We start from the raw sequence: 22,017 nt of genomic DNA on the forward strand, positions 1-22,017 counted from the left end.
ATCCACCCTCCAGTGCAGTCCACCCTGGCGCGGTCTTGCAAGACACATGCCGCCACTTTCCTCTGCGTTCGTGCGCCCCCGTGCCGTCCCCGCCGGATCAGGACTCTTTGCGTCGGATGAAGGCCGAGCGCTTGGCGTCCTCTGGGTAATAGAACTGGATTTCCCCGCGCCGCCACACACCCAGCCAGATCATGTTCACCGAGAAGGCGTCGTGGTCGCTCGCGCTGAAAGGATCGCTGTAGGTCGTGACCACGCCCCGGTGCGGGCGATCGAAATTCTCCAGCGCCTTCTTCAGCGCATCGCCGGAGACGTCCCCCTTGGTCTGGAACAGCGCACGCAGCATCAAGTAGACCGCATCGTAGGTCTGGGCCGCGGCCATCAATGAGCCGATGCGCTTTTCCTTCGAGTGACGGAAGTAGCTCGCCAAAAAAGATGTGCGGCGTTCGTTGGCGACATCCTGAATGATCGTCTGCGCCATCATCGTGCCCTCCAGGGCCTCGGCTCCGGCCTGCTCGAGCACGCTGCGAAACGACAGCGGCCATGGCGCGAAGTAAGGCACCTGCCAGCGTAGCTCGGCGCGGCTGCGCACGGCCGCCGCCTGCTCGGGCCCGACGGTGTAGACCACCAGCGCCTCGGCTCCGGCGGCCTGGGCGGCACGCAGCTCCTCCACCAAGGTTTTCACGCCCAGGTCGAAACGGCCCACGAACACCGGCTGCAGGTTGCGCTTGGCCAGCTCGTCGCTGATGTCTTTGACCCCGCCTTCCCCGTAGCCGGTGCGGTCGGCCAGGATGGCCACGCGACGCAGCTTGCGGCGGTCCACGATCTCGCCCACCAGGAAGCGGGCATTGAGGATGTCCGGCGGCGCCACGCGGAAGATGTAGCTTTGCGCCGGCGGGTACTTGGTCGTCACCGCGGTGCCCTGGGAGCACGGCACCATCAGCAGGTGCCGGTTGTCCTGAAACACGTCGAGCGAGCGCATGGCCACGCCGGTGTTGCAAAAGCCGATCGTGAAATCGACCTTCTCCTTGAGCACCAGGTCCTCCGACACCCGGCGACCCTCGTCGGGCACGGCCTTGTCGTCGCGAACGACCAGCTCCAGCGGGCGGCCGAGGAAGCCTCCCACCTCGTTGATCTCCTTGATGGCCAGCTCGGCCCCGTAGCGCACACTGTTACCGAAGTCGGCCGAGCCGCCGGTCAGCGGCGCGATCAGGCCGATGCGCACCGGCTTGCCCGTCTGGGCTTGGGCCGCCACGGCCAGGCTGGCCCCCAGCATCCAGGAAATCAGGAACCGTCCCAACATCACATCTCCTCGGTCGTGCGCGCAAGGCGCGGCGGCGCGATGGTGCCATCGCCGGGCTGCCGCGGGCCCTCAGGCAAACCCGCGTGTCCCAGCCAAGACGGTGAGATGCATCACGCCGCAGCCCGCGGTGTGGGTTCACTCGCCCAGGTAGGCCGCGCGCACCTTGGGATCGTTCAGCAAGGCCTTGGCCTCGCCGTCCATGGTGATCTCGCCGGACTCCATCACGTAGCCCCGGTCGGCCAGTTGCAGCGCCCGGCTAGCGTTTTGCTCGACCAGCAGCACGGTCACGCCCTGCTTGTGGATGTCCTCCACCACCTCAAAGATCTTGTCGACCATGATGGGCGACAGCCCCATCGAAGGTTCGTCCATCAGCAGCACCTTGGGACGCGCCATCAATGCCCGTCCCATGGCCAGCATCTGCTGCTCGCCGCCGGACATCGTGCCGGCGAGCTGGTTGCGACGCTCCTTCAGCCGCGGGAACAATGTGAAAACCTTCTCGATGTCGGCTTCGATCTCCTTGTCGCTTCGCGTGAAGGCCCCCATCTGGAGGTTCTCGGTGATGGTCATGCGCGTGAAGGTGCCGCGGCCCTCGGGCACCATCACCAAGCCTTGCTTGACGAGATCCCAGGCCCCCTGGCCCTTGATCGACTTACCGAGGTATTCGATGTCGCCCTCGGCCACCGGCTGGATGCCGGTGATGGCCTTGAGCGTCGTGGTCTTGCCCGCGCCGTTGGCGCCGATCAGACTGACGAGTTCGCCCTGGCGCACTTCCAGCGAGGCGCCCTTGACGGCCTGGATGCCCCCGTAGGCCACCCGCAGCCCGCTGACTTTCAGCATCGTTTGGCTCATGTGTACTTGCTCCGCGTGCTTGGGGTTCAATGCGCCTTGTGGCCGGCACCGAGGTAGGCCTCGATCACCTTCTCGTTGCGCTGCACCTCGTAGGGAGTGCCCTCGGCGATCTGCTTGCCGTAGTCGAGCACGGTCACGCGGTCGCACAGGCCCATCACGAGCTTCACGTCATGCTCGATCAGCAGGATCGTGCGCCCGTCGTTGCGGATGCGGTCGATCAGCTCGCGCAGCACCACCTTCTCGGTGGCGTTCATGCCGGCTGCGGGCTCGTCCAGCGCGATCAGCTTCGGGTCGGTGGCCAAGGCGCGCGCGATCTCCAAGCGGCGTTGGTCACCATAGCTGAGCGTACGGGCACGGAAATCGGCGTACTTCTCGATGCCCACGTAGGCCAACAGCTCCATGGCCCGGTCGCGGATGGCCTTCTCCTCGGCTTTGAAGCCAGCGGTGCGGAAGACCGCGCCGAGCACGCCAGTGCCCGTGCGCACGTGGCGGCCCACCATCACGTTCTCCAGGGCGGTCATCTCGGCGAACAGCCGGATGTTCTGGAAGGTGCGGGCGATGCCGGCCTTGGCCACCTCATGCACCGCGGTGGGCTTGTAAGGCTTGCCCTCCAGCTCGAAGCTGCCCGAGTCGGGCGTGTACAGCCCAGTCAGCACGTTGAAGAAGGTGGTCTTGCCCGCGCCATTGGGGCCGATCAGACCGTAGACCTGGCCGCGGTGGATCTCGATGCCCACGTCGGACAGGGCCTGCAACCCGCCGAAGCGCTTGGACACTCCCTGGACTTTGAGAACGATGTCGGTGCTCATGTGGTGCGTCTCCTCACTTCGCCACCGGGTTGGGCGCAGCCTTGCCATGCTCGCGCGCGGGCCACAAGCCGCGCGGCCGAATGAGCATGATCGTGATCATGGCCAGCGCGATCAGCAGCTGGCGCAAGATGGCGGCATCCAGCCGCCCGCCGGTCATGTTCTGCAAGGGCCCGGCCACGTAACGCAGCACCTCTGGCAGGGCCGCCAGCAGCAGCGCTCCGAGGATCACTCCCGGCAGGTGGCCCAGGCCGCCCAGCACCACCATCGCCACCAACATGATGGACTCCATCAGGCCGAAGGACTCCGGCGAAATGAAGCCCTGGAAGGACGCGAACATCGCGCCGGCCACACCGCCGAAGGTGGCGCCCATCGCGAAGGCCAGCAGCTTCATGTTGCGCACGTTGATGCCCATGGCCTTGGCAGCCACGTCATCCTCTCGGATGGCCATCCAGGCCCGGCCGATGCGCGAGGTTTCCAGGCGATGGCAGATGATGATGCTGGCCACCACGAGCAGCAGGAACAGGTAGTAATACAACACCACCGGCGGCAGTCGGTAGTCGCCGATCGTCAATGCCTTGCCGAAATCGAAGCCGAAGATGCGCATCGAGTCGATCGCACTGATACCGCGCGGGCCGTTGGTGATGTTGACCGGATGCTCCAGGTTGTTCATGAACACCCGGATGATCTCTCCGAAGCCCAGCGTCACGATGGCCAGGTAGTCTCCGCGCAGGCGCAGCACCGGCGTGCCCAGGATCACGCCGGCAATGGCTGCCAGGCCAGCGGCCAGGGGCACCACCACCCAGATCGGCGTGTGCAGGCCGTTGGGGAACATGGCAGCGATCGCCGGGAAGGTCTCCCAAAGGTGCGGTGAGGCCAGCAGGGCCATCATGTAGGCCCCCACGGCATAAAAGGCCACATAGCCCAGGTCGAGCAGGCCGGCATAGCCCACCACGATGTTCAGGCCCAGGGCCAGCAGCACGTACAGCAGGGCCAGGTCGATGATGCGCACCCAGCCCTGGCCGAAGTAGAGCGCGACATGCGGAAGGATCAGCAGGCCGAGCGCGGCCGCGATCATCACGATGAACTTGTTGTGTTGAGTCATGATGTGTCTCCGGCAGCCTCAGGCCCGGTCGGCCACGCGCTCGCCCAGCAGACCCGAGGGGCGCAGCGTGAGCACCAAGATGAGCACGATGAAGGCGAAGATGTCCGAGTAATGACTGCCCAGCACACCGCCGGTCAGCACGCCCAGGTAGCCCGCGCCGATGGCCTCGATCAGGCCCAGCAACACACCGCCCACCATCGCGCCGGTCAAGTTGCCGATGCCGCCGAACACGGCAGCCGTGAAGGCCTTCAGGCCGGGCAGAAAGCCCATGGTGTGCTGGACGGTGCCGTAGTTGGCGGCCCACATCACGCCGGCCACCGCCGCCAGCACGGCACCGATGATGAAGGTCGCCGAAATCACCATGTCGGGCTTGACGCCCATCAGGCTGGCCACACGCGGGTTCTCGGCGGTGGCCCGCATTGCGCGGCCCAGCTTGGTGCGGTTGACCAGCCACAGCAGCGTGGCCAGCAAGACCACCGTGGCGCTCAGGATCACGACCTGCGTGACCGTGATGACTGCGCCGCCGATCGGGATGGCCTCAGTGGGCAGCAACTGGGGATAGGGCTTGGGGTTGGGCTTCCAGATGATCATCGCCAGCGTTTGCAGCAAGATGGACATGCCAATGGCGGTGATCAAAGGCGCCAGCCGGGGCTGGCCGCGCAGCGGCCGGTAGGCCACCTTTTCGATCGTGAAGTTCAGCGTCGCGCACACGACGATGGCGCACAACAGCGAGATCAGCATCATCGCCCAGCCGGGCATCCCCGGCGCCGCCTCTTGCAGGTGGGTGACGACCATCCAGCTCGTCATCGCCCCCACCATCAACACCTCGCCATGGGCAAAGTTGATCAGGCTGATGATGCCGTAGACCATCGTGTAGCCCAGTGCCACCAGGGCATACATGCTGCCCAGCACCAGGCCGTTGATGACCTGTTGTATCAAGATATCCATCAGTCGGTCTCCGACGAAAACCAAGACGACGCCGCGTTTGCCACGGCCGGCGCGTGGGCTGCAAGTTCCGGGCCAGTGCCGCCCTTGCATCGACACGCGCCCTGCCGCGACGACTCTAGGCGCTAAAGCGAAGCCGACCATGAGGGGACATCCCGCCCCCCAAGCGGTCGGCTCGAAAAGTGGCGCGGATTGTAGCGACCGCCCCGATGGTGAAATCTTCGGGGTTTTCCCTTCAAACGCAGTGATTCCAACGAAGATTCTGAAAAATCATCGTCTTTTGCGCGACTGTTCATCCTTTGCGCGCAGTTCTTCGAGTTTTTCACCGATACGGATCTCCAGCCCCCGGTTCACGGGTTGATAGAAGCGCTGAGGCTCGATCGCGTCGGGAAAGTAGCGCTCCCCCGCGGCGTAGCCATCCTCCTCGTCGTGGGCGTAGCGGTAGTCGCGGCCGTAGCCGAGATCCTTCATCAGCCGCGTGGGGGCATTGCGCAGATGAAGCGGCACGGGGCGGGTGCCGTCGGCCATCACGAAGGCGCGGGCGGCCTTGTAGGCGGTGTAGAGGGCGTTCGACTTCGGCGCCACCGCCAGATAGACCACTGCCTGGGCCAGGGCCAGCTCGCCCTCGGGCGAGCCCAGGCGCTCGTAGGCCTCGGCGGCGTCGAGCGTCAGGCGCAGGGCCCGAGGGTCGGCCAGACCGACGTCTTCGCTGGCCATGCGCACCAGCCGTCGCGCGATGTAGCGCGGGTCTGCGCCGCCGTCGAGCATGCGCACGAACCAGTACAGCGCGGCATCGGGGTCGGAGCCGCGCACCGACTTGTGCAACGCCGAGATGGTGTCGTAGAACTGCTCGCCTCCCTTGTCGTAGCGGCGAAGCTGCTCGCCCAGTGCGCGCTCGAGCAGCGCCTCGTCCAGCTCGGTCAGCCCTTGCGGCCGTGCCACCCGCACGAGGTTCTCGTAGGTGTTGAGCAGGCGGCGCGCATCGCCATCGGCATAAACCAGCAGCCGCGCACAGGCCGCCTCGCTCAGTGCAGGGGCTTGCAGCACATCGCGGGCCTTGTCGAGCAGGATGCGCAGATCCTCCTCACTCAGCGCTTTCAGCACGTGCACCGTGGCGCGCGACAGCAACGCCGAGTTCACCTCGAAGGAAGGGTTCTCGGTGGTCGCACCGATGAAGGTGAACAGGCCCGACTCCACATGCGGCAAGAAGGCATCTTGCTGGGCCTTGTTGAAGCGGTGCACCTCATCGACGAAGACGATCGTGCGCCGGCCCTGACTCTTCCCCACCTGGGCCTGCTCCACCGCCTCGCGGATGTCCTTGACCCCAGCCAGCACGGCCGAAATCTGCAGGAACTGCGCGTCGAAGGCGTCGGCCATCAAGCGCGCCAGCGTGGTCTTGCCCACCCCGGGCGGCCCCCACAGGATCATCGAGTGCAGCCGTCCGGACTCGAAGGCCACGCGCAGGGGTTGCCCCGGGCCAAGCAGGTGGGACTGGCCGATCACCTCGTCGAGCGAACGCGGCCGCAGGCGCTCGGCCAAGGGGGAGTCATCGGCAGCGTCGGGCGTGGAAAACAGGTCGGCCATGCAGGCATTGTGGCAGGCCCGCGCGACGGGGCGCCTAGAATCACGAGGTTTTCCTGGAGACCTCCCGTGGCAGCGACCATCCTGCAGAAACTCCCCGTCGGCGAGCGCGTCGGCATCGCCTTCTCCGGTGGCCTGGACACCAGCGCCGCCGTGCACTGGATGCGCAGCAAGGGTGCCATCCCCTGCGCCTACACCGCCAACCTGGGCCAGCCCGACGAGTCCGATTACGAGGAGATTCCCCGCAAGGCCAAGGCCTACGGCGCGGAGATCGCCCGCCTGGTGGACTGCCGTGCCCAGCTCGTGGCCGAGGGCATCGCCGCGATCCAGTGCGGTGCCTTCCACATCCGCACCGGCGGCGCGACCTACTTCAACACCACCCCGCTGGGCCGCGCGGTCACCGGCACCGCCCTCGTGGTAGCCATGCGCGAGGACGGCGTCAACATCTGGGGCGACGGCTCCACATTCAAGGGCAACGACATCGAGCGCTTCTACCGCTACGGCCTGCTGGCCAACCCGGCGCTCAGGATCTACAAGCCCTGGCTGGACCAGACCTTCATCGACGAGCTCGGCGGCCGCAAGGAGATGAGCGAGTACCTCATTGCCAACGGCTTCGACTACAAGATGAGCGTCGAGAAGGCCTACTCGACCGACTCCAACATGCTGGGCGCCACCCACGAGGCCAAGGACCTGGAGTTCCTGAACAAGGGCATCACCATCGTCAATCCGATCATGGGCGTGGCCTTCTGGCGCGAGGACGTGGTGATCAAGCCCGAGATCGTGACCGTGCGCTTCGAGGACGGCGTGCCGGTGGCGCTCAACGGCCGCAGCTTCGCCAACGCCGTCGAACTCTTTGCCGAGGCCAATGCCATCGGCGGACGCCACGGCCTGGGCATGTGCGACCAGATCGAGAACCGCATCATCGAGGCCAAGAGCCGCGGCATCTACGAGGCCCCGGGCATGGCGCTGCTGCACATCGCCTACGAACGCCTGGTGACCGGCATCCACAACGAGGACACCATCGAGCAGTACCGCATCAACGGCCTGCGCCTGGGCCGCCTGCTCTATCAGGGCCGCTGGTTCGACCCGCAGTGCCTGATGCTGCGCGAGACCGCCCAGCGCTGGGTGGCGCGCGCCATCACCGGCGAGGTGACGCTGGAGCTGCGCCGCGGCAACGACTACTCCATCCTCGACACCGCAAGCCCCAACCTCACCTACGCACCCGAGCGCCTGTCGATGGAGAAGGTGGAAGATGCCCCCTTCACGCCGGCCGACCGCATCGGCCAGCTCACGATGCGCAACCTCGATATCGCCGACACGCGCGACAAGCTGGGCATCTACAGCCGCACCGGGTTGCTGGGCCCGGCCAGCGACGGCAGCATCCCGCTGCTCACCGGCAGCCGCCCGGGGGACTCGTCGTCGTGAGGCAGCCACCGGGGGCCGGCGGGCCCCCGGGAAGGCGGTCACCTCCCTGATCGAACCCTGCCTTTGTTCAGGATTCGCCCCGTTTTTCTGACCGCTCCCGAGGAATCGTTCGCCAGCAGCGTGCCCGAGAGTGTTCCATCATGGGCACCGCTCGACCATCCCTCGTGAGGGGGACAGACACCCCCGGCCCCGTTGCCGCTTTCCGCACCGACCACCATCTCACCATGACCACGACCCAGATCGCCAACGTCACCGTCAGCACCCAGGCCAACGTCTACTTCGACGGACGGTGTATCTCCCACACCCTCACCCTGGCCGACGGCACGCGCAAGAGCGTGGGCGTCATCCTGCCTTCGACGCTGACCTTCAGCACCGGCGAGCCCGAAGTGATGGAAGCCGTGGCCGGCGCCTGCGAGGTGCTGCTGCCAGGCCAGTCACAATGGCAGCGCTTCGAGGCCGGGCAGTCCTTCTCCGTGCCAGGCCACGCCAGCTTCCAGATCCGCGTGGAGGGCACTCCCTTCCACTACGTCTGCCACTTCGGCTGAGACCCGGGCCCGCAAGCCGCGAACGGATCACGCGCCGCGCGAGTGCGTGAGGTCCGTTTGCGGCTTCTCGCATGGGGGTCGGACGAAGCCGCATGCCGTCTCAAGCGGCCAACGGCCGGATGGAGGCTCAGACCACGACCGGCTCGGGCTCCAGCCGGATGCCGAAGCGGCCGTAGACGCTTTCCTGGATGGCACGGGCCAGCGTGACGACCTCGGCCCCGCGCGCACCGCCGAGGTTGACCAGCACCAGGGCCTGCTTCTCGTAGACGCCGGCGCGGCCCACCGTCTTGCCCTTCCAGCCGCAGGCATCGATGAGCCAGCCCGCGGCCAGCTTGTAGCTGCCGTCGGGCATGGGATAGTGCACGATGGCCGGGTCGCGGCCGATGATGTCGCGGCACTGCTCGGGCGTGACCACCGGGTTCTTGAAGAAGCTGCCGGCGTTGCCGATCACGGCCGGGTCCGGCAGCTTGGCGCGCCGGATCTCGCAGACCCAATCGAAAACCTGCCGCGCATCGGGCGCGGTGATGCCGGTGTCTGCCATGCGTCGCTCGAGGTCCAGGTAGCCCAGCACCGGCTGCCAGGGCCGCGGCAGGCGCAGGCGTACCCTGGTGATCAGGCTCTTGCCCGCCAGGGCCTGCTTGAAGATGCTGTCGCGGTAGCCGAAGCGGCACATCGCCGCGTCCAGCGTCACGCTGCGTCCGGTCACCAGGTCCACCGCGTCGAGGGACTCGAAGCGTTCCTTCAGCTCCAGGCCGTAGGCGCCGATGTTCTGCACCGGCGCCGCGCCCACGGTGCCGGGGATCAGGGCCAGGTTCTCCAGGCCCGGCATGCCCTGGTCCAGGGTCCAGGCCACCAGATCGTGCCAGGACTCGCCGGCACCGGCCTCGACGATCCAGGCGTCGGGCCGCTCCTCCACGACCCGCCGGCCGCGCACCTCGACCTTGAGCACCACCGGCGTGAGGTCGCGGGTGAGCACGATGTTGCTGCCGCCACCCAGCACGAATTTCGGTGCCGGGCCCAGGCGGGGATGGTCCAGCACGGCGCGCACGTCGGCATCGCCGGTGATGCGCACCAAGGTGTGCGCCAGCGCCGGCAAGGCGAAGGTGTTGTAGGGCTTCAGGCTCACGCCCGTCTCGATTTGCATGGCAGAATTTTCCCCGATTGCCACCTCCTGCGAGACGCGTCCCCGCCATGCCCAGTTTCGACACCGTCCTCGAGCCCGATTTCGTCGAGGTCCGCAACGCCGTGGACCAGTCCAACAAGGAGATCGGCACCCGCTTCGACTTCAAGGGGTCGAGCGCGAAGATCGAGCTGAAGGACAAGGACATCACGCTCTACGCCGACAGCGACTTCCAGATCGGCCAGGTGATGGACATCCTCGTGGCCAAGCTCGCCAAGCGCGGCGTGGACGTGCGCTTCCTGGACACCAGTGCCAAGGTCGAGAAGATCGGCGGTGACAAGGTCAAGCAGCTCGTGAAAGTCAAGGCCGGCATCGAATCCGACCTGGCCAAGAAGATCCAGCAGCTCATCAAGGGCAGCAAGCTCAAGGTGCAGGCGGCCATCCAGGGCGACACCGTGCGGGTGAGCGGCACCAAGCGCGACGACCTGCAGGCGGCGATCGCCCTGCTGCGCAAGGAGGTCACCGAAGTGCCTCTGAGCTTCACCAACTTCCGCGACTGATTCCCCATGCGCCGCGCCATCGTCTTCGTCGTGGCGCTGGCCACCGCCCCCTTCGCCCTGCCCGCCTGGGGCCAGACCGTGGCCATGACAGGCCGCATGGGCTCGAAGGCCCTGCTGGTCATCGACGGCGGCGCGCCGCGCGCGGTGGCAGCGGGCAGCACCGTGCAAGGGGTGAAGGTGCTGAGCGTCTCGCCCACCGACGCGGTCGTGGAGATCGCCGGCCAGCGCCGCACCGTCGTGCTGGGCGCCTCCCCGGTGAGCGTGGGCAGCGCCGGTGCGGCCGCGGGCAGCGGCTCGCGCATCGTGCTCAGCGCAGGCTCGGGCGGCCACTTCCAGGCCCAGGGGGCGATCAACGGCCGGGCCACCCAGTTCCTGGTCGACACCGGCGCCACCGCGGTGGCCCTCGGCCGCGGCGAGGCCCAGCGTCTGGGTGTGGACCTGAGCCAGGGCACCCCCACGCGGGTCCACACCGCCAACGGCGCCGCCGCGGCCCATCGGGTCACCCTCGGGTCGGTGCGCATCGGCGACGTGGAGGTGCGCAGCGTCGAGGCCCTGGTCGTGCCCCAGGACATGCCCTATGTCCTGCTGGGCAACAGCTTCCTGTCGCGCTTCCAGATGAAGCGCGAGAACGACCTGCTCTTCCTCGACCGCCGCTACTGACGGTCTGCGCTGCGGAATGACCCTGTCCGCGCCTCCCCCGATGTCGCTCCTGGGACAGCAGGTCTCGAACGATCGTGCGTAAACTGTCCGCTGCGACCGGCGCTGCCGCCGGCGGCGCCATCAGGAGACAGCCATGGATTTGAACTTCACGGCGGAAGAGCTTGCCTTCCGCGACGAGGTGAGATCCTGGGTGCGGGCCCACCTGCCCCAGGACATCGCCCACAAGGTCCACAACGACCTGCGGCTCACCAAGGACGACCTGCAACGCTGGGCCCGGATCCTTGGCAAGAAGGGCTGGCACGGCTACGGCTGGCCCAAGGAGTTTGGCGGCCCGGGCTGGAACGCGGTGCAAAAACACCTCTTCGAAGAGGAATGTGCACTGGCCGGCGCCCCGCGCATCGTGCCCTTCGGGCCGGTGATGGTGGCCCCGGTGATCATGGCCTTCGGTTCGCCCGAGCAGCACCGGCGCTTCCTGCCGGGCATCATGAGCGGCGAGGTCTGGTGGTGCCAAGGCTACTCGGAACCCGGCTCCGGCTCCGACCTGGCCTCGCTCAAGACGCGCGCCGAGCGTCGCGGCGACCAGTACATCGTCAACGGCCAGAAGACCTGGACCACGCTGGGCCAGCACGCCGACTGGATCTTCTGCCTGGTGCGCACCGACACCTCGGGCAAGCCGCAGACGGGCATCAGCTTCCTGCTGATCGACATGAAGTCGCCCGGCATCACGGTGCGCCCCATCATCACGCTCGACGGCGAGCACGAGGTCAACGAGGTCTTCTTCGATAACGTCGAGGTGCCGGCCGAGAACCTGGTGGGCGAGGAGAACAAGGGCTGGACCTACGCCAAGTACCTGCTCGCCCATGAGCGCACCAACATCGCCGACGTCAACCGCGCCAAGCGCGAACTCGAGCGGCTCAAGCGCATCGCCAAGGCCGAGCGCTCCGGCGGCCGTGCGCTCATCGACGACCCGCGCTTCCGCGACCAGATCGCCCAGCTCGAGGTCGACATCGTCGCGCTGGAGATGATGGTGCTGCGCGTGCTCTCGGCCGAACGCGGCGGCAAGAAGGCGCTGGACGTGGCGGCCCTGCTGAAGATCCGCGGCTCGGAAATCCAGCAGCGCTACACCGAGCTGATGATGCTGGCCGCAGGCCCCTACGCGCTGCCCTACATCTTCGAGGCCATGGAAGCCGGCTGGCAGGGCGACTACGTCGGCGCGATGCACTGCGCGCCGCTGGCCGCGACCTACTTCAACATGCGCAAGACCACGATCTACGGCGGCTCCAACGAGGTGCAGCGCAACATCGTGGCGCAGATGACCCTGGGGGTGTGAGATGGACTTCGATTTTTCCGACGACCAGGAACAACTGCGCGATGCCGTCAGGAAGTGGGTCGGCAAGGCCTATGGCTTCGAGCGCCGCCGCGCCATCGTCAAGGCCGGCGGTTTCTCCCGTGAAGCCTGGGGCGAGATGGCCGAGCTGGGCCTGATGGGCCTGGCAGTCCCTGAGGCCCACGGCGGCATGGGTTTCGGCCCGGTCGAGGCCATGGTGGTGATGGAGGAACTGGGCCGCGGCATCGTGCTCGAGCCCTATGCCGCCGTCTCGCTCGTGGCCACCAGCGGTCTGGCGGTCTACGGCAGCGCCGCGGTGCAGGCGCAGTGGCTGCCGCGCATCGCCGAGGGCTCGGCCCTCGTGGTGCTGGCCCACCAGGAACGCGAGGCCCGCCACGTGCTGCGCCATGTGAAGACCCGCGCCACCGAGGCGAAGGGCGCCTGGACGGTGACCGGCGCCAAGAGCGTGGTGCCCGTGGGCGACCAGGCCGACGCCTACCTGGTGCCGGCCCGCGTCTCGGGCACCGACGATGCGGCCGAGGGCATCGCCCTGTTCCTGGTGGAACGCAGCGCCGCCGGCGTGGGCACGCGCGGCTACGCGCTCCAGGATGGCAGCCGGGCCGCCGAGGTCAGCTTCGCCAACACCCCGGCCACGCTGCTGGCCGGCCCGGCCGAGGGCCTCCAAGCGCTGGAAGCCATGGCCGACGTGGCCATCGCCGCCCAGTGCGCCCAGGCCGTGGGCGCGATGGACCAGCTCTTTGCGATCACGGTGGACTACCTCAACACCCGCAAGCAGTTCGGCGTGCCCATCGGCACCTTCCAGGCCCTGCGCCACCGCGTGGCCGACATGAAGATGCAGCTCGAACTGGCCCGCTCGATGAGTTACTACGCCACGCTCAAGCTGGGCGAGCCGCACGAGCAGCGCCGCCGCGCGATCTCGCAGGCCAAGGTGCAGCTCGGCCAGTCGATGCGCTACGTGGGCCAGCAGGCGATCCAGCTGCATGGCGGCATCGGCGTGACCGACGAGTACATCGCGGGCCACTACTTCAAGCACCTCACCTGCCTGGAGCTGAGCTTCGGCGACACCCTGCACCACCTGGGCGAGGTGTCGGAGCGCATGCAGGACACGGCCGGCGTGTTCGCCTGATCGCGGGGCTACACTGCGCACGGTCCAGCCGCCTGCGGGCGGCTGTCTCGTTTCCAGCCCCCCATCATGCGACTGCGCGACGTCCTCTTCAGCCAGGGTTTCGGCACCCGGCGCCACTGCGATGCCCTCATCCTGGCCGGCGAGGTGTCTATTGCCGGCCGAGTCTGCGTAGATCCGGGCGAAACGGTCGACACACGTGGCCTGGTGTTGCGCGTAGAAGGCCAGGACTGGCCCTTCCACGCCAAAGCCCTGCTGATGCTGCACAAGCCCGCGGGCTACGAGTGTTCCCGCAAGCCTTCGGCCTGGCCCAGCGTGATGAGCTTGCTGCCCGGCCCTTTGCGAACCCGCGGCGTACAGCCCATTGGGCGGCTCGACCAGGACACCACTGGACTGTTGCTGCTCACCGATGACGGCGCGCTGATCCACCGCCTCACTTCTCCGAAGAAGCATGTGCCCAAGGTGTACGAGGCCCTCACTGCCGACCCGGTAACCCCCGAGCAGGTCGCCGAACTGCTGGGCGGCGTGGTGTTGCACGACGACCCCCGGCCCGTGCGCGCGACAGCCTGCGAAGCCACCGGCGAGCGCTCACTGCGCCTGACCCTCACGCAGGGCAAGTACCACCAGGTCAAGCGCATGGTGGCCGCCGCGGGCAACCACGTCGAACGGCTGCACCGAAGCCGCTTCGGGGCCCTGGCCCTGCCGGACGACCTCACCCCGGGCCAGTGGCGCTGGCTTGCCGGGCCCGAAGACATCCTCGGCCCGGGCGGCGGATAATCGGCGGCCATGCATATCTTCCGTGGCTTCCACCACCAGGGCCTGGCCCCCGCCTGTGCGTTGACCATCGGCAACTTCGACGGCGTGCACCGCGGTCACCAGGCGATGCTGGCACTGCTGCGCAACGAGGCCCAGCACCGCGGTCTGCCCAGTTGTGTGCTGACCTTCGAGCCGCACCCACGCGACCATTTCGCCCAGGCGCTGGCCAAGCCCGAGCTGGCCCCCGCACGCATCGCCCCGCTGCGCGACAAGCTCACCGAACTGCAACGCTGTGGCATCGACCAGGTGGTCGTGCTGCCCTTCGACCAGCGCCTGGCCAGCCTCGCGCCCGAAGCCTTCGTGGACGAGGTGCTGGTGCGGGGCCTGGGGGCGAAGTACGTGCTGGTGGGCGACGACTTCCGTTTCGGCGCCAAGCGAGCCGGCGACTACGACCTGCTCGATCGCCTGGGCGAGCAGCGCGGCTTCGACGTGGCGCGCATGATGAGCTACGAGGTGCACGGCCTGCGCGTGTCGAGCTCCGCCGTGCGCGAGGCCCTGGCCGCTGGCGACATGGAGCGAGTGGCCAGCCTGCTGGGGCGCCCCTACAGTCTGAGCGGGCACGTGATCCACGGCCGCAAGCTGGGTCGCGACCTGGGCTTTCGCACCCTCAACCTGCGCTTTCCCCACCCCAAAGCGGCGGCCCAGGGCATCTTTGCCGTGCGCACCCATGGGCTGACCGACGCGCCGCTGGACGGCGTGGCCAGCCTGGGCTTGCGCCCCACGGTGGACCACAGCGGCCGCGTACTGCTGGAGGTCTACTGCCTGGACTGGCCGGCGGTGCTGGGGCCCGAGGGGGGCTACGGTAAAATCGTTCGTGTGGAACTGCTGCACAAACTGCGCGACGAGGCCCGCTATGACACGCTGGAGGCCCTGAAGGCCGCCATCGACCGGGACGTGGCCGACGCACGCGCCTACTTCGCCTCGCTGCACGGTCAGACGCGTCGCCAGACCACTCGCGACCGAATTTGACGCCCGCCTTGCGCGGCGAGATCGGGCCCACGCCTGCCCAGCCCCCATCGGGCCCGAGACCCTGATGTGCGCCCTGCGCGCCCCACGACCATGAGCGACGCCAAAGACTACCGATCCACCCTGAACCTGCCCGACACCCCGTTCCCCATGCGCGGCGACCTGCCCAAGCGAGAGCCGGGCTGGGTGAAGTCCTGGGATGAGCAGGGCCTGTACCGGCGCCTTCGCGAGGCCCGCTGCGGACGCCCGAAGTTCGTGCTGCACGACGGCCCCCCCTACGCCAACGGCCGCATCCACATCGGGCATGCCGTCAACAAGGTGCTCAAGGACATGATCGTCAAGGCGCGCCAGCTCGCCGGCTTCGACGCGCAGTACATCCCCGGCTGGGACTGCCACGGCCTGCCCATCGAGAACGCCATCGAGAAGCTGCACGGCCGCCACCTGCCGCGCGACGAAATGCAGGCCAGGAGCCGCGCCTTTGCCACCGAGCAGATCGCGCAGCAGATGGCCGACTTCAAGCGCCTGGGCGTGCTGGGCCAGTGGGATGCGCCCTATCGCACGATGGACTTCGTGACCGAGGCCAACGAGATCCGCGCCTTCAAGCGCGTGATGGAGCGCGGTTTCGTCTACCGCGGCCTCAAGCCCGTCTACTGGTGCTTCGACTGCGGCTCGTCGCTCGCCGAGTTCGAGATCGAGTACCAGGACAAGAAAAGTCAGACCCTGGATGTGGGCTTCCTGTGCGCTGAGCCGGCCAAGCTGCTGCAGGCCTTCTTCCGCGACACCGGCCTGCCCCACGGCAGCCCGCAGGGTCTGGAAGGCCGGCCGATGTATGCGGTGATCTGGACCACCACCGCCTGGACGATTCCCGCCAACCAGGCGCTCAACCTCAACCCCGAGATCGTCTACGCCTTGGTGGAGACCCCGCGCGGCCTGCTGGTGCTGGCCGAATCACTGGTGGAGGCCTGCTTGAAGCGCTATGGCCTGGAAGGCCGCGTGCTGGCCACCACAAAGGGGCGTGCGCTGGAGAGGATCCACTTCCACCACCCGCTGGCGCATGTGCATCCGGGCTACGACCGGCTCTCGCCCATCTATCTGGCCGACTACGCCACCGCCGACGACGGCACCGGCATCGTGCACTCGGCACCGGCCTACGGGGTGGAGGACTTCAACTCCTGCGTCGCCCATGGCCTGGCCTACGACCAGATCCTCAACCCCGTGCAGGGCAATGGCCAGTACGAGGCCGAACTGCCGCTGTTCGGCGGCCAGAACATCTGGAAGGCCTGCCCGGCCATCATCGAGACACTGCGCGAGCACGACCGGCTCTTCGCCACCGAGACCATCACACACAGCTACCCGCACTGCTGGCGCCACAAGACGCCGGTGATCTACCGCGCAGCCGCCCAGTGGTTCGTGCGCATGGACGAGGGCGAGGGCATCTTCACCACCGACAAGGCGCCCAAGACCTTGCGCCAGATGGCGCTGGAAGCCATCGAGCACACGCAGTTCTACCCCGAGAACGGCCGCGCTCGGCTGCGCGACATGATTGCCAACCGGCCCGACTGGTGCATCAGCCGCCAGCGCAGCTGGGGCGTGCCCCTGCCCTTCCTGCTGGACGTGGACAGCGGCGAGCCGCACCCGCGCACGCCCGAGATCATCGACCTGGCCGCCGACGTGGTGGAGGCCGGCGGCATCGAGGCCTGGAGCAAGCTCACCACGGCCGAGATCCTGCGGCGCATCGGCGACACCACCGACCCGGCCCGGTACACCAAGAGCACCGACATCCTGGAGGTGTGGTTCGATTCCGGCACCACGCACACCACGGTGCTCAAAGGCAGCCATGCCGGCGCCGGCCACGACAGCGGTCCCGAGGCCGACCTGTACCTGGAAGGTCACGACCAACACCGCGGCTGGTTCCATTCCTCGCTGCTGACGGCCTGCGCCATGTACGGCCGCGCGCCCTACCGCGGTCTGCTCACCCACGGCTTCACGGTGGACGGCCAGGGCCGCAAGATGAGCAAGTCGCTGGGCAACGTCGTGGTGCCGCAGGAGGTGAGCGACAAACTCGGCGCGGAGATCATCCGCCTGTGGGTGGCCTCCACTGATTACTCCGGCGACCTGGGCATCGACGACAAGATCCTCGCCCGAGTGGTCGATGCCTACCGACGCATCCGCAACACCCTGCGCTTCCTGCTGGCCAACACCAGCGACTTCGACCCCTCGAAGGACGCCGTACCCGTCGAGCAGATGCTGGAGGTGGACCGCTACGCCCTGGCGCGTGCGGCCCAGTTGCAGGCCGAGATCCTGGCGCACTACGACGTCTACGAGTTCCACCCGGTGGTGGCCAAGCTGCAGGTGTACTGCTCGGAGGATCTGGGCGCCTTCTACCTCGACGTGCTGAAGGACCGGCTCTACACCACCGCGCCGGGCTCGCGTGCGCGCCGCTCGGCCCAGACCGCGCTGTGGCACATCACCCACGGCATGCTGCGCTGGATGGCGCCCTTCCTGAGCTTCACCGCCGAAGAGGCCTGGCAAGTGTTCGCACCGGGCGCGTCGGTGTCGATCTTCACCGAGACCTTCTGGGGCTTTCCGGCCGCGGGCGACGAGGCGCTGCTGGCCAAATGGGCGCGCATCCGCGAGATCCGGGATGTGGTCAACAAGGAGATCGAGGCGGTGCGTTCGGCCGGACAGGTGGGCGCCTCGCTGCAGGCCACGGTGCACATCACCGCGGGCCCCGAAGACCATGCCCTGCTCAAAAGCCTCGGCGAGGATCTGCGCTTCGTGCTCATCACCTCGGCCGCCACGGTCACCGAAGGCGTTGAGCTGGCCGTGCAGGTCACGCCCAGCACCGCGACGAAATGCGAGCGCTGCTGGCACTACCGTGACGACGTCGGCATCGACGCCGAGCACCCCACCCTGTGCGGACGCTGTGTGAGCAACCTCTTCGGTACGGGTGAAACCCGCGAGGTGGCTTGATGGACGCCAAAACCGCAACCACCCCAGGCCTGGGCCGCTGGCTCGGCATCGCGTTGGTCATCATCGTGCTGGACCAGCTCACCAAGGCCCTGATCCTGCAGCATTACCAGCTGGGCGACAGCACGCCCGTCACGTCCTTTTTCAACATCGTGCGCGTGCACAACCCCGGGGCGGCGTTTTCTTTCCTGGCCTGGGCCTCGGGCTGGCAGCGCTGGTTCTTCATCGCGCTGGGACTGGCCGCATCGGTCTTCATCGTCTGGCTGCTGCGGCGCCATGGTCATGAGTCGCTCTTCGCCGCAGCCCTGAGCCTCATTCTGGGCGGGGCCGTGGGCAACGTGATCGACCGTGTCTGGCACGGCTACGTGGTGGACTTCCTCGATTTCCATGCCGGCGGCCGCCACTTCCCGGCCTTCAACCTGGCCGACAGCGCCATCACCCTGGGTGCCATCCTGCTGATACTCGACGAGATCCGCCGCGTGCGGCGCGAGCGCGCCGGCTGAAGCGTCCCGGGGAAGTCCCGGGCGCCCAGGGGGCACGGGCTTGCGACAATCGTCGACATCCCCGCGCCGACGGTTCAGCCATGAACGCCCCCGAGGTCTCGCCTCCGCCTCCCACCGTCTTCGACCTGCCGCTGCATCCGCTGGGCTGGCGCGACCCGCTGCGCTGGCTGGCCCGCGGCTGGAAGGACTTCACCCGTTGCCCGGGCCTGGGGCTGTTCTACGGCGCCTGCTTCGCGGGGATGGGCTGGCTGCTGCTGGCCGTCTACCAGCACGCCCCGGCCTACACGCTGGCGCTGAGCGCCGGCTTCTTGCTGATGGGGCCCTTCCTGTGCCTGGGCCTGTACGAGGCCAGCCGCCGGCTCGAGCAAGGCCTGCGCCCGGACCTGGGCAGCTCGCTGCTGGCCTGGGAGGCCAAGGTGGGCACGATGGCGATCTTCGGCGGCGTGCTGCTGATCCTCGAGATGCTCTGGGGCCGGGCCTCGCTGGTGGTCTTCGCGGTGAGCTTCGATCACATGCCCGACTTCCAGGGCTCGCTGTGGACGCTGCTCGCCCCGGAACACCTGAACTTCATCGTCGCCTATGTGGCCGTCGGCGGGGTGTTCGCGGCACTGATCTTTGCCGTGAGCGTGGTGAGCCTGCCGATGATCCTGGACCGGCAGACCGACGCGATCTCGGCCGCGCTCACCAGCCTGCGGCTGTGCCTGACCCAGACCGGCGTGATGCTCTGGTGGGACTTCCTGATCACAGGGCTCGTGGTGCTGGCGCTGCTGCCGGCCTTCCTGGGGCTGCTGGTGATCGGCCCGGTGCTCGGTCATGCCAGTTGGCACGCTTATCGCGGCGCGGTGGGCCACCACCCGGGGCAGGACACGACTGCCCCGGGGGGCTGATCAGGGCAGCAGCACGGTCGAGCCGGTGGTCTTGCGCGCTTCCAGGTCGCGGTGCGCTTGGGCCACCTCGGCCAGCGGGTAGCGTTGGTCCACCCGGATCTTCACCTGGCCACTGCCCACCATCTCGAAAAGGTCGTCGGCCATGCCCTGGGTGGATTCGCGCGTGGCCAGGTGGGTGAAGAGCGTGGGCCGGGTCACGTACAGCGAGCCCTTGGCCGCCAGCGTGCTCAGTTGAACCGGGGGCACCGGGCCCGAGGCGTTACCGTAGCTCACCATCAGGCCCAGCGGACACAGGCAGTCCAGCGAACGGTCCCAGGTGTCCTTGCCGATGGAGTCGTAGACCACTTTCACGCCGCGGCCGCCGGTGATCTCCTTCACACGGGCGACGAAGTCTTCCCGGTTGTAGTTGATGACATGGGCTGCGCCCATCTCGCGGGCCAGCGCGCACTTCTCCTCACTGCCGGCCGTGCCGATGAGCCGCAAACCCATCGCTCGCGCCCACTGGCAGGCGATCAGGCCGACGCCCCCGGCTGCGGCATGGAAGAGCACGTGGTCGCCCGGCTGCAGGCCCCCCTGGGGCTGGGTCTTGCGCAGCAAGTACTGCACCGTCAGGCCCTTGAGCATCATGGCCGCGCCCGTCTCGAAGTCGATGCCGTCAGGCAGCTCCACCACGCAGCGCGCGGGCATCACGCGCAGCTCGCAGTAGGCGCCAGGGGGCTGGCTGGCGTAAGCCACACGCATGCCGGGTGTCAAATGGGTCACGCCCTCGCCCACGGCCTCGACCACGCCGGCGGCCTCCATGCCCAGCGTGAGCGGCAAAGCCCCCTGATACAGGCCTGTGCGCTGGTAGATGTCGATGAAGTTCAGGCCGCAGGCATGGTGGCGGATGCGCACCTCGCCGGGGCCGGGTTCGCCGACGTCCACGTCGACGAGCTGGAGCTGTTCGGGGCCGCCGAACTGCCGGATCTGGATGGCCTTGGGCATGTCGTTCTCCTCGGTGCAGGGGGATCACCCCACACCATAAGCCCGCATGGACGGATTTGCACGACTGGGGGCATGATCCCGCTCATGAAACGGCTCGCCCAGGCGCCCAACGTCACCATCGCCACGCTGTGGGCGGACTGGCTCACGCGCGCCGGCGTTCAGGCAAGCGTGCAGCGCTACTTCGCCAGCGGCATCACCGGCGAGATCCCGCCGGACCAGAGCCTGCCGGAGGTCTGGATCGAGCACCCAGAGCAATGGGCCCGTGCCCGCGAACTGCTCGACGCCCTGCAGCACCCGCACGAGCTGCACTGGACCTGCCTCACGTGCGGTGAGCGCATCGACGGGCCCTTCGAGCAATGCTGGCGATGTGGCGCTAACATGCCGCGTCCCTGATCCCTGCGTTGTCCCGGACTGCCTCGGGGCGTCCCGTCCCCCATGGCCCGCATCACCCCCCTGACCCTGCTGTGGCTCATCCTGCCGCCCCTGCTGTGGGCCGGCAATGCCGTGGCCGGCCGCCTGGCCGTGGGCTCGGTGTCGCCCCTGCTGCTCAATGCCGTGCGCTGGGCGATCGCCGCCCTGATCCTGCTGCCGCTGGGCTGGCGCATCCTGAAGGCGGGCAGCCCGCTGTGGCCGCGCTGGAGGCGTTTTGCGGTGCTGGGCCTGCTGGGCATGGGCAGCTACAACGCGCTGCAGTACCTGGCGCTGACCACCTCCAGCCCGATCAACGTCACGCTGATCGCCGCCAGCATGCCGGTGTGGATGCTGACCGTGGGAGCCTTGTGCTATGGCGAGCGGGCGCGGCACGCCCAAATGCTGGGCGCGCTGCTCTCCCTGGCCGGGGTGCTGCTAGTGCTGTCGCGTGGCGACTGGGACACCCTGCGCCAAGTGCGGCTGGTGCCCGGCGATCTCTACATGCTGGCGGCCGTCATCGCCTGGGCCTTCTACAGCTGGATGCTGGCTCGGCCCGGGCCCGGCGAGCGTGAGTGGCCCTGGGCCGAGTTCCTGATGGCGCAGATGGCCATCGGCCTGCTCTGGGCGGGTGGTGCCGCGCTGGGCGAATGGGCGGCCGGGTCCGCCCATCTCGCGTGGAACGGCTGGGTGCTGGTGCTGCTGGCCTATGTGGCCATCGGCCCCTCGCTGATCGCCTACCGCTGCTGGGGCCTGGGCGTGGCAGCCCTCGGCCCCACGATCGCTGCCTTCTTCGGCAACCTCACCCCCGTCTTCGCGGCGGTGATGTCCGCCGCCTTGCTGGGCGACCCGCCGCGCTGGTTCCACGGGGCGGCCTTCGTGCTCATCGCTGCGGGCATCGTGGTGTCGTCGCGGCGGTAAGCGGGGACAGCTAGCTGGCACGCCCCGGTCGTCATCCGCGCCGACTTCAGCGCCCCAGCGGCTAAGCCCAGACATTGCGGTTTGAGGCAGGCGCCGGCTCCGGCCCGAGTGTGTCACCGCATAAGCGCAGCAGCGTGCATCGAAGCCGTTGAGCGCCGGGCTGTACAGCCGGTTCACCGCCGCCGGCAAGTTCACCGC

The 22,017-nt window shown here is 67.9% G+C and carries 21 protein-coding genes; 13 read left to right on the forward strand and 8 right to left on the reverse strand.

Annotated elements, in window-relative coordinates; genetic code table 11:
* Positions 1–97 precede the first annotated feature (97 nt).
* The 6 genes from ACK4ZD_RS00870 to ACK4ZD_RS00895 all read right to left on the reverse strand — a co-directional run bounded on the left by ACK4ZD_RS00870 (position 98) and on the right by ACK4ZD_RS00895 (position 6,586).
* Positions 98–1,300, reverse strand: coding sequence for an ABC transporter substrate-binding protein (locus tag ACK4ZD_RS00870; protein ID WP_409657375.1), 1,203 nt, complete (start codon positions 1,298–1,300; stop codon positions 98–100).
* A 135-nt stretch (positions 1,301–1,435) separates the two neighbouring features.
* Positions 1,436–2,149: an ABC transporter ATP-binding protein gene (locus tag ACK4ZD_RS00875; RefSeq protein ID WP_409657378.1), complete on the reverse strand. Its 714-nt coding sequence runs from the start codon at positions 2,147–2,149 to the stop codon at positions 1,436–1,438.
* A gap of 26 nt (positions 2,150–2,175) precedes the next feature.
* Positions 2,176–2,955 (reverse strand): ABC transporter ATP-binding protein, encoded by a 780-nt coding sequence (locus ACK4ZD_RS00880; protein WP_409657381.1) that lies wholly within the window; start codon positions 2,953–2,955, stop codon positions 2,176–2,178.
* Positions 2,956–2,968: 13 nt separating this feature from the next.
* A complete protein-coding gene (locus tag ACK4ZD_RS00885) occupies positions 2,969–4,057 on the reverse strand; it encodes a branched-chain amino acid ABC transporter permease (protein WP_409657384.1) in 1,089 nt (362 codons plus the stop codon).
* Positions 4,058–4,075: 18 nt separating this feature from the next.
* Complete coding sequence (locus tag ACK4ZD_RS00890; protein ID WP_409657388.1) at positions 4,076–5,005, reverse strand: branched-chain amino acid ABC transporter permease; 930 nt, start codon at positions 5,003–5,005, stop codon at positions 4,076–4,078.
* 267 nt (positions 5,006–5,272) lie between these two features.
* Complete coding sequence (locus ACK4ZD_RS00895; RefSeq protein ID WP_409657391.1) at positions 5,273–6,586, reverse strand: replication-associated recombination protein A; 1,314 nt, start codon at positions 6,584–6,586, stop codon at positions 5,273–5,275.
* A gap of 66 nt (positions 6,587–6,652) precedes the next feature.
* Here ACK4ZD_RS00895 and argG point away from each other — a divergent pair, with 66 nt between their 5' ends.
* Entirely contained in the window at positions 6,653–8,008 is a 1,356-nt protein-coding gene (gene argG / locus ACK4ZD_RS00900; protein ID WP_409657393.1) for an argininosuccinate synthase, read from the forward strand.
* Positions 8,009–8,232: 224 nt separating this feature from the next.
* Positions 8,233–8,553 (forward strand): pyrimidine/purine nucleoside phosphorylase, encoded by a 321-nt coding sequence (locus ACK4ZD_RS00905; protein WP_409657396.1) that lies wholly within the window; start codon positions 8,233–8,235, stop codon positions 8,551–8,553.
* Positions 8,554–8,680: 127 nt separating this feature from the next.
* Here the strand turns inward: ACK4ZD_RS00905 and murB are convergent, their stop codons facing one another.
* On the reverse strand, positions 8,681–9,697 hold the full coding sequence (murB, locus tag ACK4ZD_RS00910) for a UDP-N-acetylmuramate dehydrogenase (protein WP_409657399.1): 1,017 nt from the start codon (positions 9,695–9,697) through the stop codon (positions 8,681–8,683).
* Positions 9,698–9,744: 47 nt separating this feature from the next.
* Between murB and ACK4ZD_RS00915 the strand changes: the two genes are divergently transcribed.
* The 9 genes from ACK4ZD_RS00915 (at position 9,745) to ACK4ZD_RS00955 (ending at position 19,506) form a co-directional block, all read left to right on the forward strand.
* Positions 9,745–10,233: a YajQ family cyclic di-GMP-binding protein gene (locus ACK4ZD_RS00915; RefSeq protein WP_409657402.1), complete on the forward strand. Its 489-nt coding sequence runs from the start codon at positions 9,745–9,747 to the stop codon at positions 10,231–10,233.
* A gap of 6 nt (positions 10,234–10,239) precedes the next feature.
* Positions 10,240–10,893, forward strand: a complete 654-nt coding sequence (locus tag ACK4ZD_RS00920) for a TIGR02281 family clan AA aspartic protease (protein ID WP_409657405.1) — start codon at positions 10,240–10,242, stop codon at positions 10,891–10,893.
* Positions 10,894–11,026: 133 nt separating this feature from the next.
* A complete protein-coding gene (locus tag ACK4ZD_RS00925; RefSeq protein WP_409657408.1) occupies positions 11,027–12,223 on the forward strand; it encodes an acyl-CoA dehydrogenase family protein in 1,197 nt (398 codons plus the stop codon).
* Between the two features lies 1 nt (position 12,224).
* A complete protein-coding gene (locus tag ACK4ZD_RS00930) occupies positions 12,225–13,367 on the forward strand; it encodes an acyl-CoA dehydrogenase family protein (RefSeq protein WP_409657411.1) in 1,143 nt (380 codons plus the stop codon).
* Positions 13,368–13,433: 66 nt separating this feature from the next.
* Complete coding sequence (locus ACK4ZD_RS00935; protein WP_409657414.1) at positions 13,434–14,141, forward strand: pseudouridine synthase; 708 nt, start codon at positions 13,434–13,436, stop codon at positions 14,139–14,141.
* A gap of 9 nt (positions 14,142–14,150) precedes the next feature.
* On the forward strand, positions 14,151–15,149 hold the full coding sequence (locus tag ACK4ZD_RS00940; protein ID WP_409657417.1) for a bifunctional riboflavin kinase/FAD synthetase: 999 nt from the start codon (positions 14,151–14,153) through the stop codon (positions 15,147–15,149).
* Positions 15,150–15,239: 90 nt separating this feature from the next.
* Positions 15,240–18,119, forward strand: coding sequence for an isoleucine--tRNA ligase (ileS, locus tag ACK4ZD_RS00945; RefSeq protein ID WP_409657420.1), 2,880 nt, complete (start codon positions 15,240–15,242; stop codon positions 18,117–18,119).
* Entirely contained in the window at positions 18,119–18,619 is a 501-nt protein-coding gene (lspA, locus tag ACK4ZD_RS00950) for a signal peptidase II (protein WP_409657423.1), read from the forward strand. Before ileS ends, lspA begins: the two co-directional genes overlap by 1 nt.
* Positions 18,620–18,699: 80 nt before the next feature.
* Positions 18,700–19,506: a DUF2189 domain-containing protein gene (locus ACK4ZD_RS00955; RefSeq protein WP_409657426.1), complete on the forward strand. Its 807-nt coding sequence runs from the start codon at positions 18,700–18,702 to the stop codon at positions 19,504–19,506.
* On the opposite strand, the gene ACK4ZD_RS00960 is transcribed toward ACK4ZD_RS00955, so the two are convergent.
* Positions 19,507–20,490: a quinone oxidoreductase family protein gene (locus ACK4ZD_RS00960; protein ID WP_409657429.1), complete on the reverse strand. Its 984-nt coding sequence runs from the start codon at positions 20,488–20,490 to the stop codon at positions 19,507–19,509. It lies immediately after the preceding gene.
* 84 nt (positions 20,491–20,574) lie between these two features.
* On the opposite strand from ACK4ZD_RS00960, the gene ACK4ZD_RS00965 reads away from it, so the two are divergent.
* Positions 20,575–20,883 (forward strand): putative signal transducing protein, encoded by a 309-nt coding sequence (locus ACK4ZD_RS00965; RefSeq protein WP_409657432.1) that lies wholly within the window; start codon positions 20,575–20,577, stop codon positions 20,881–20,883.
* A gap of 42 nt (positions 20,884–20,925) precedes the next feature.
* Entirely contained in the window at positions 20,926–21,819 is an 894-nt protein-coding gene (locus ACK4ZD_RS00970) for a DMT family transporter (RefSeq protein ID WP_409657435.1), read from the forward strand.
* Positions 21,820–22,017: the final 198 nt, after the last annotated feature.

The organism is Caldimonas sp., assembly GCF_046291045.1.
GTDB lineage: Bacteria > Pseudomonadota > Gammaproteobacteria > Burkholderiales > Burkholderiaceae_C > Caldimonas.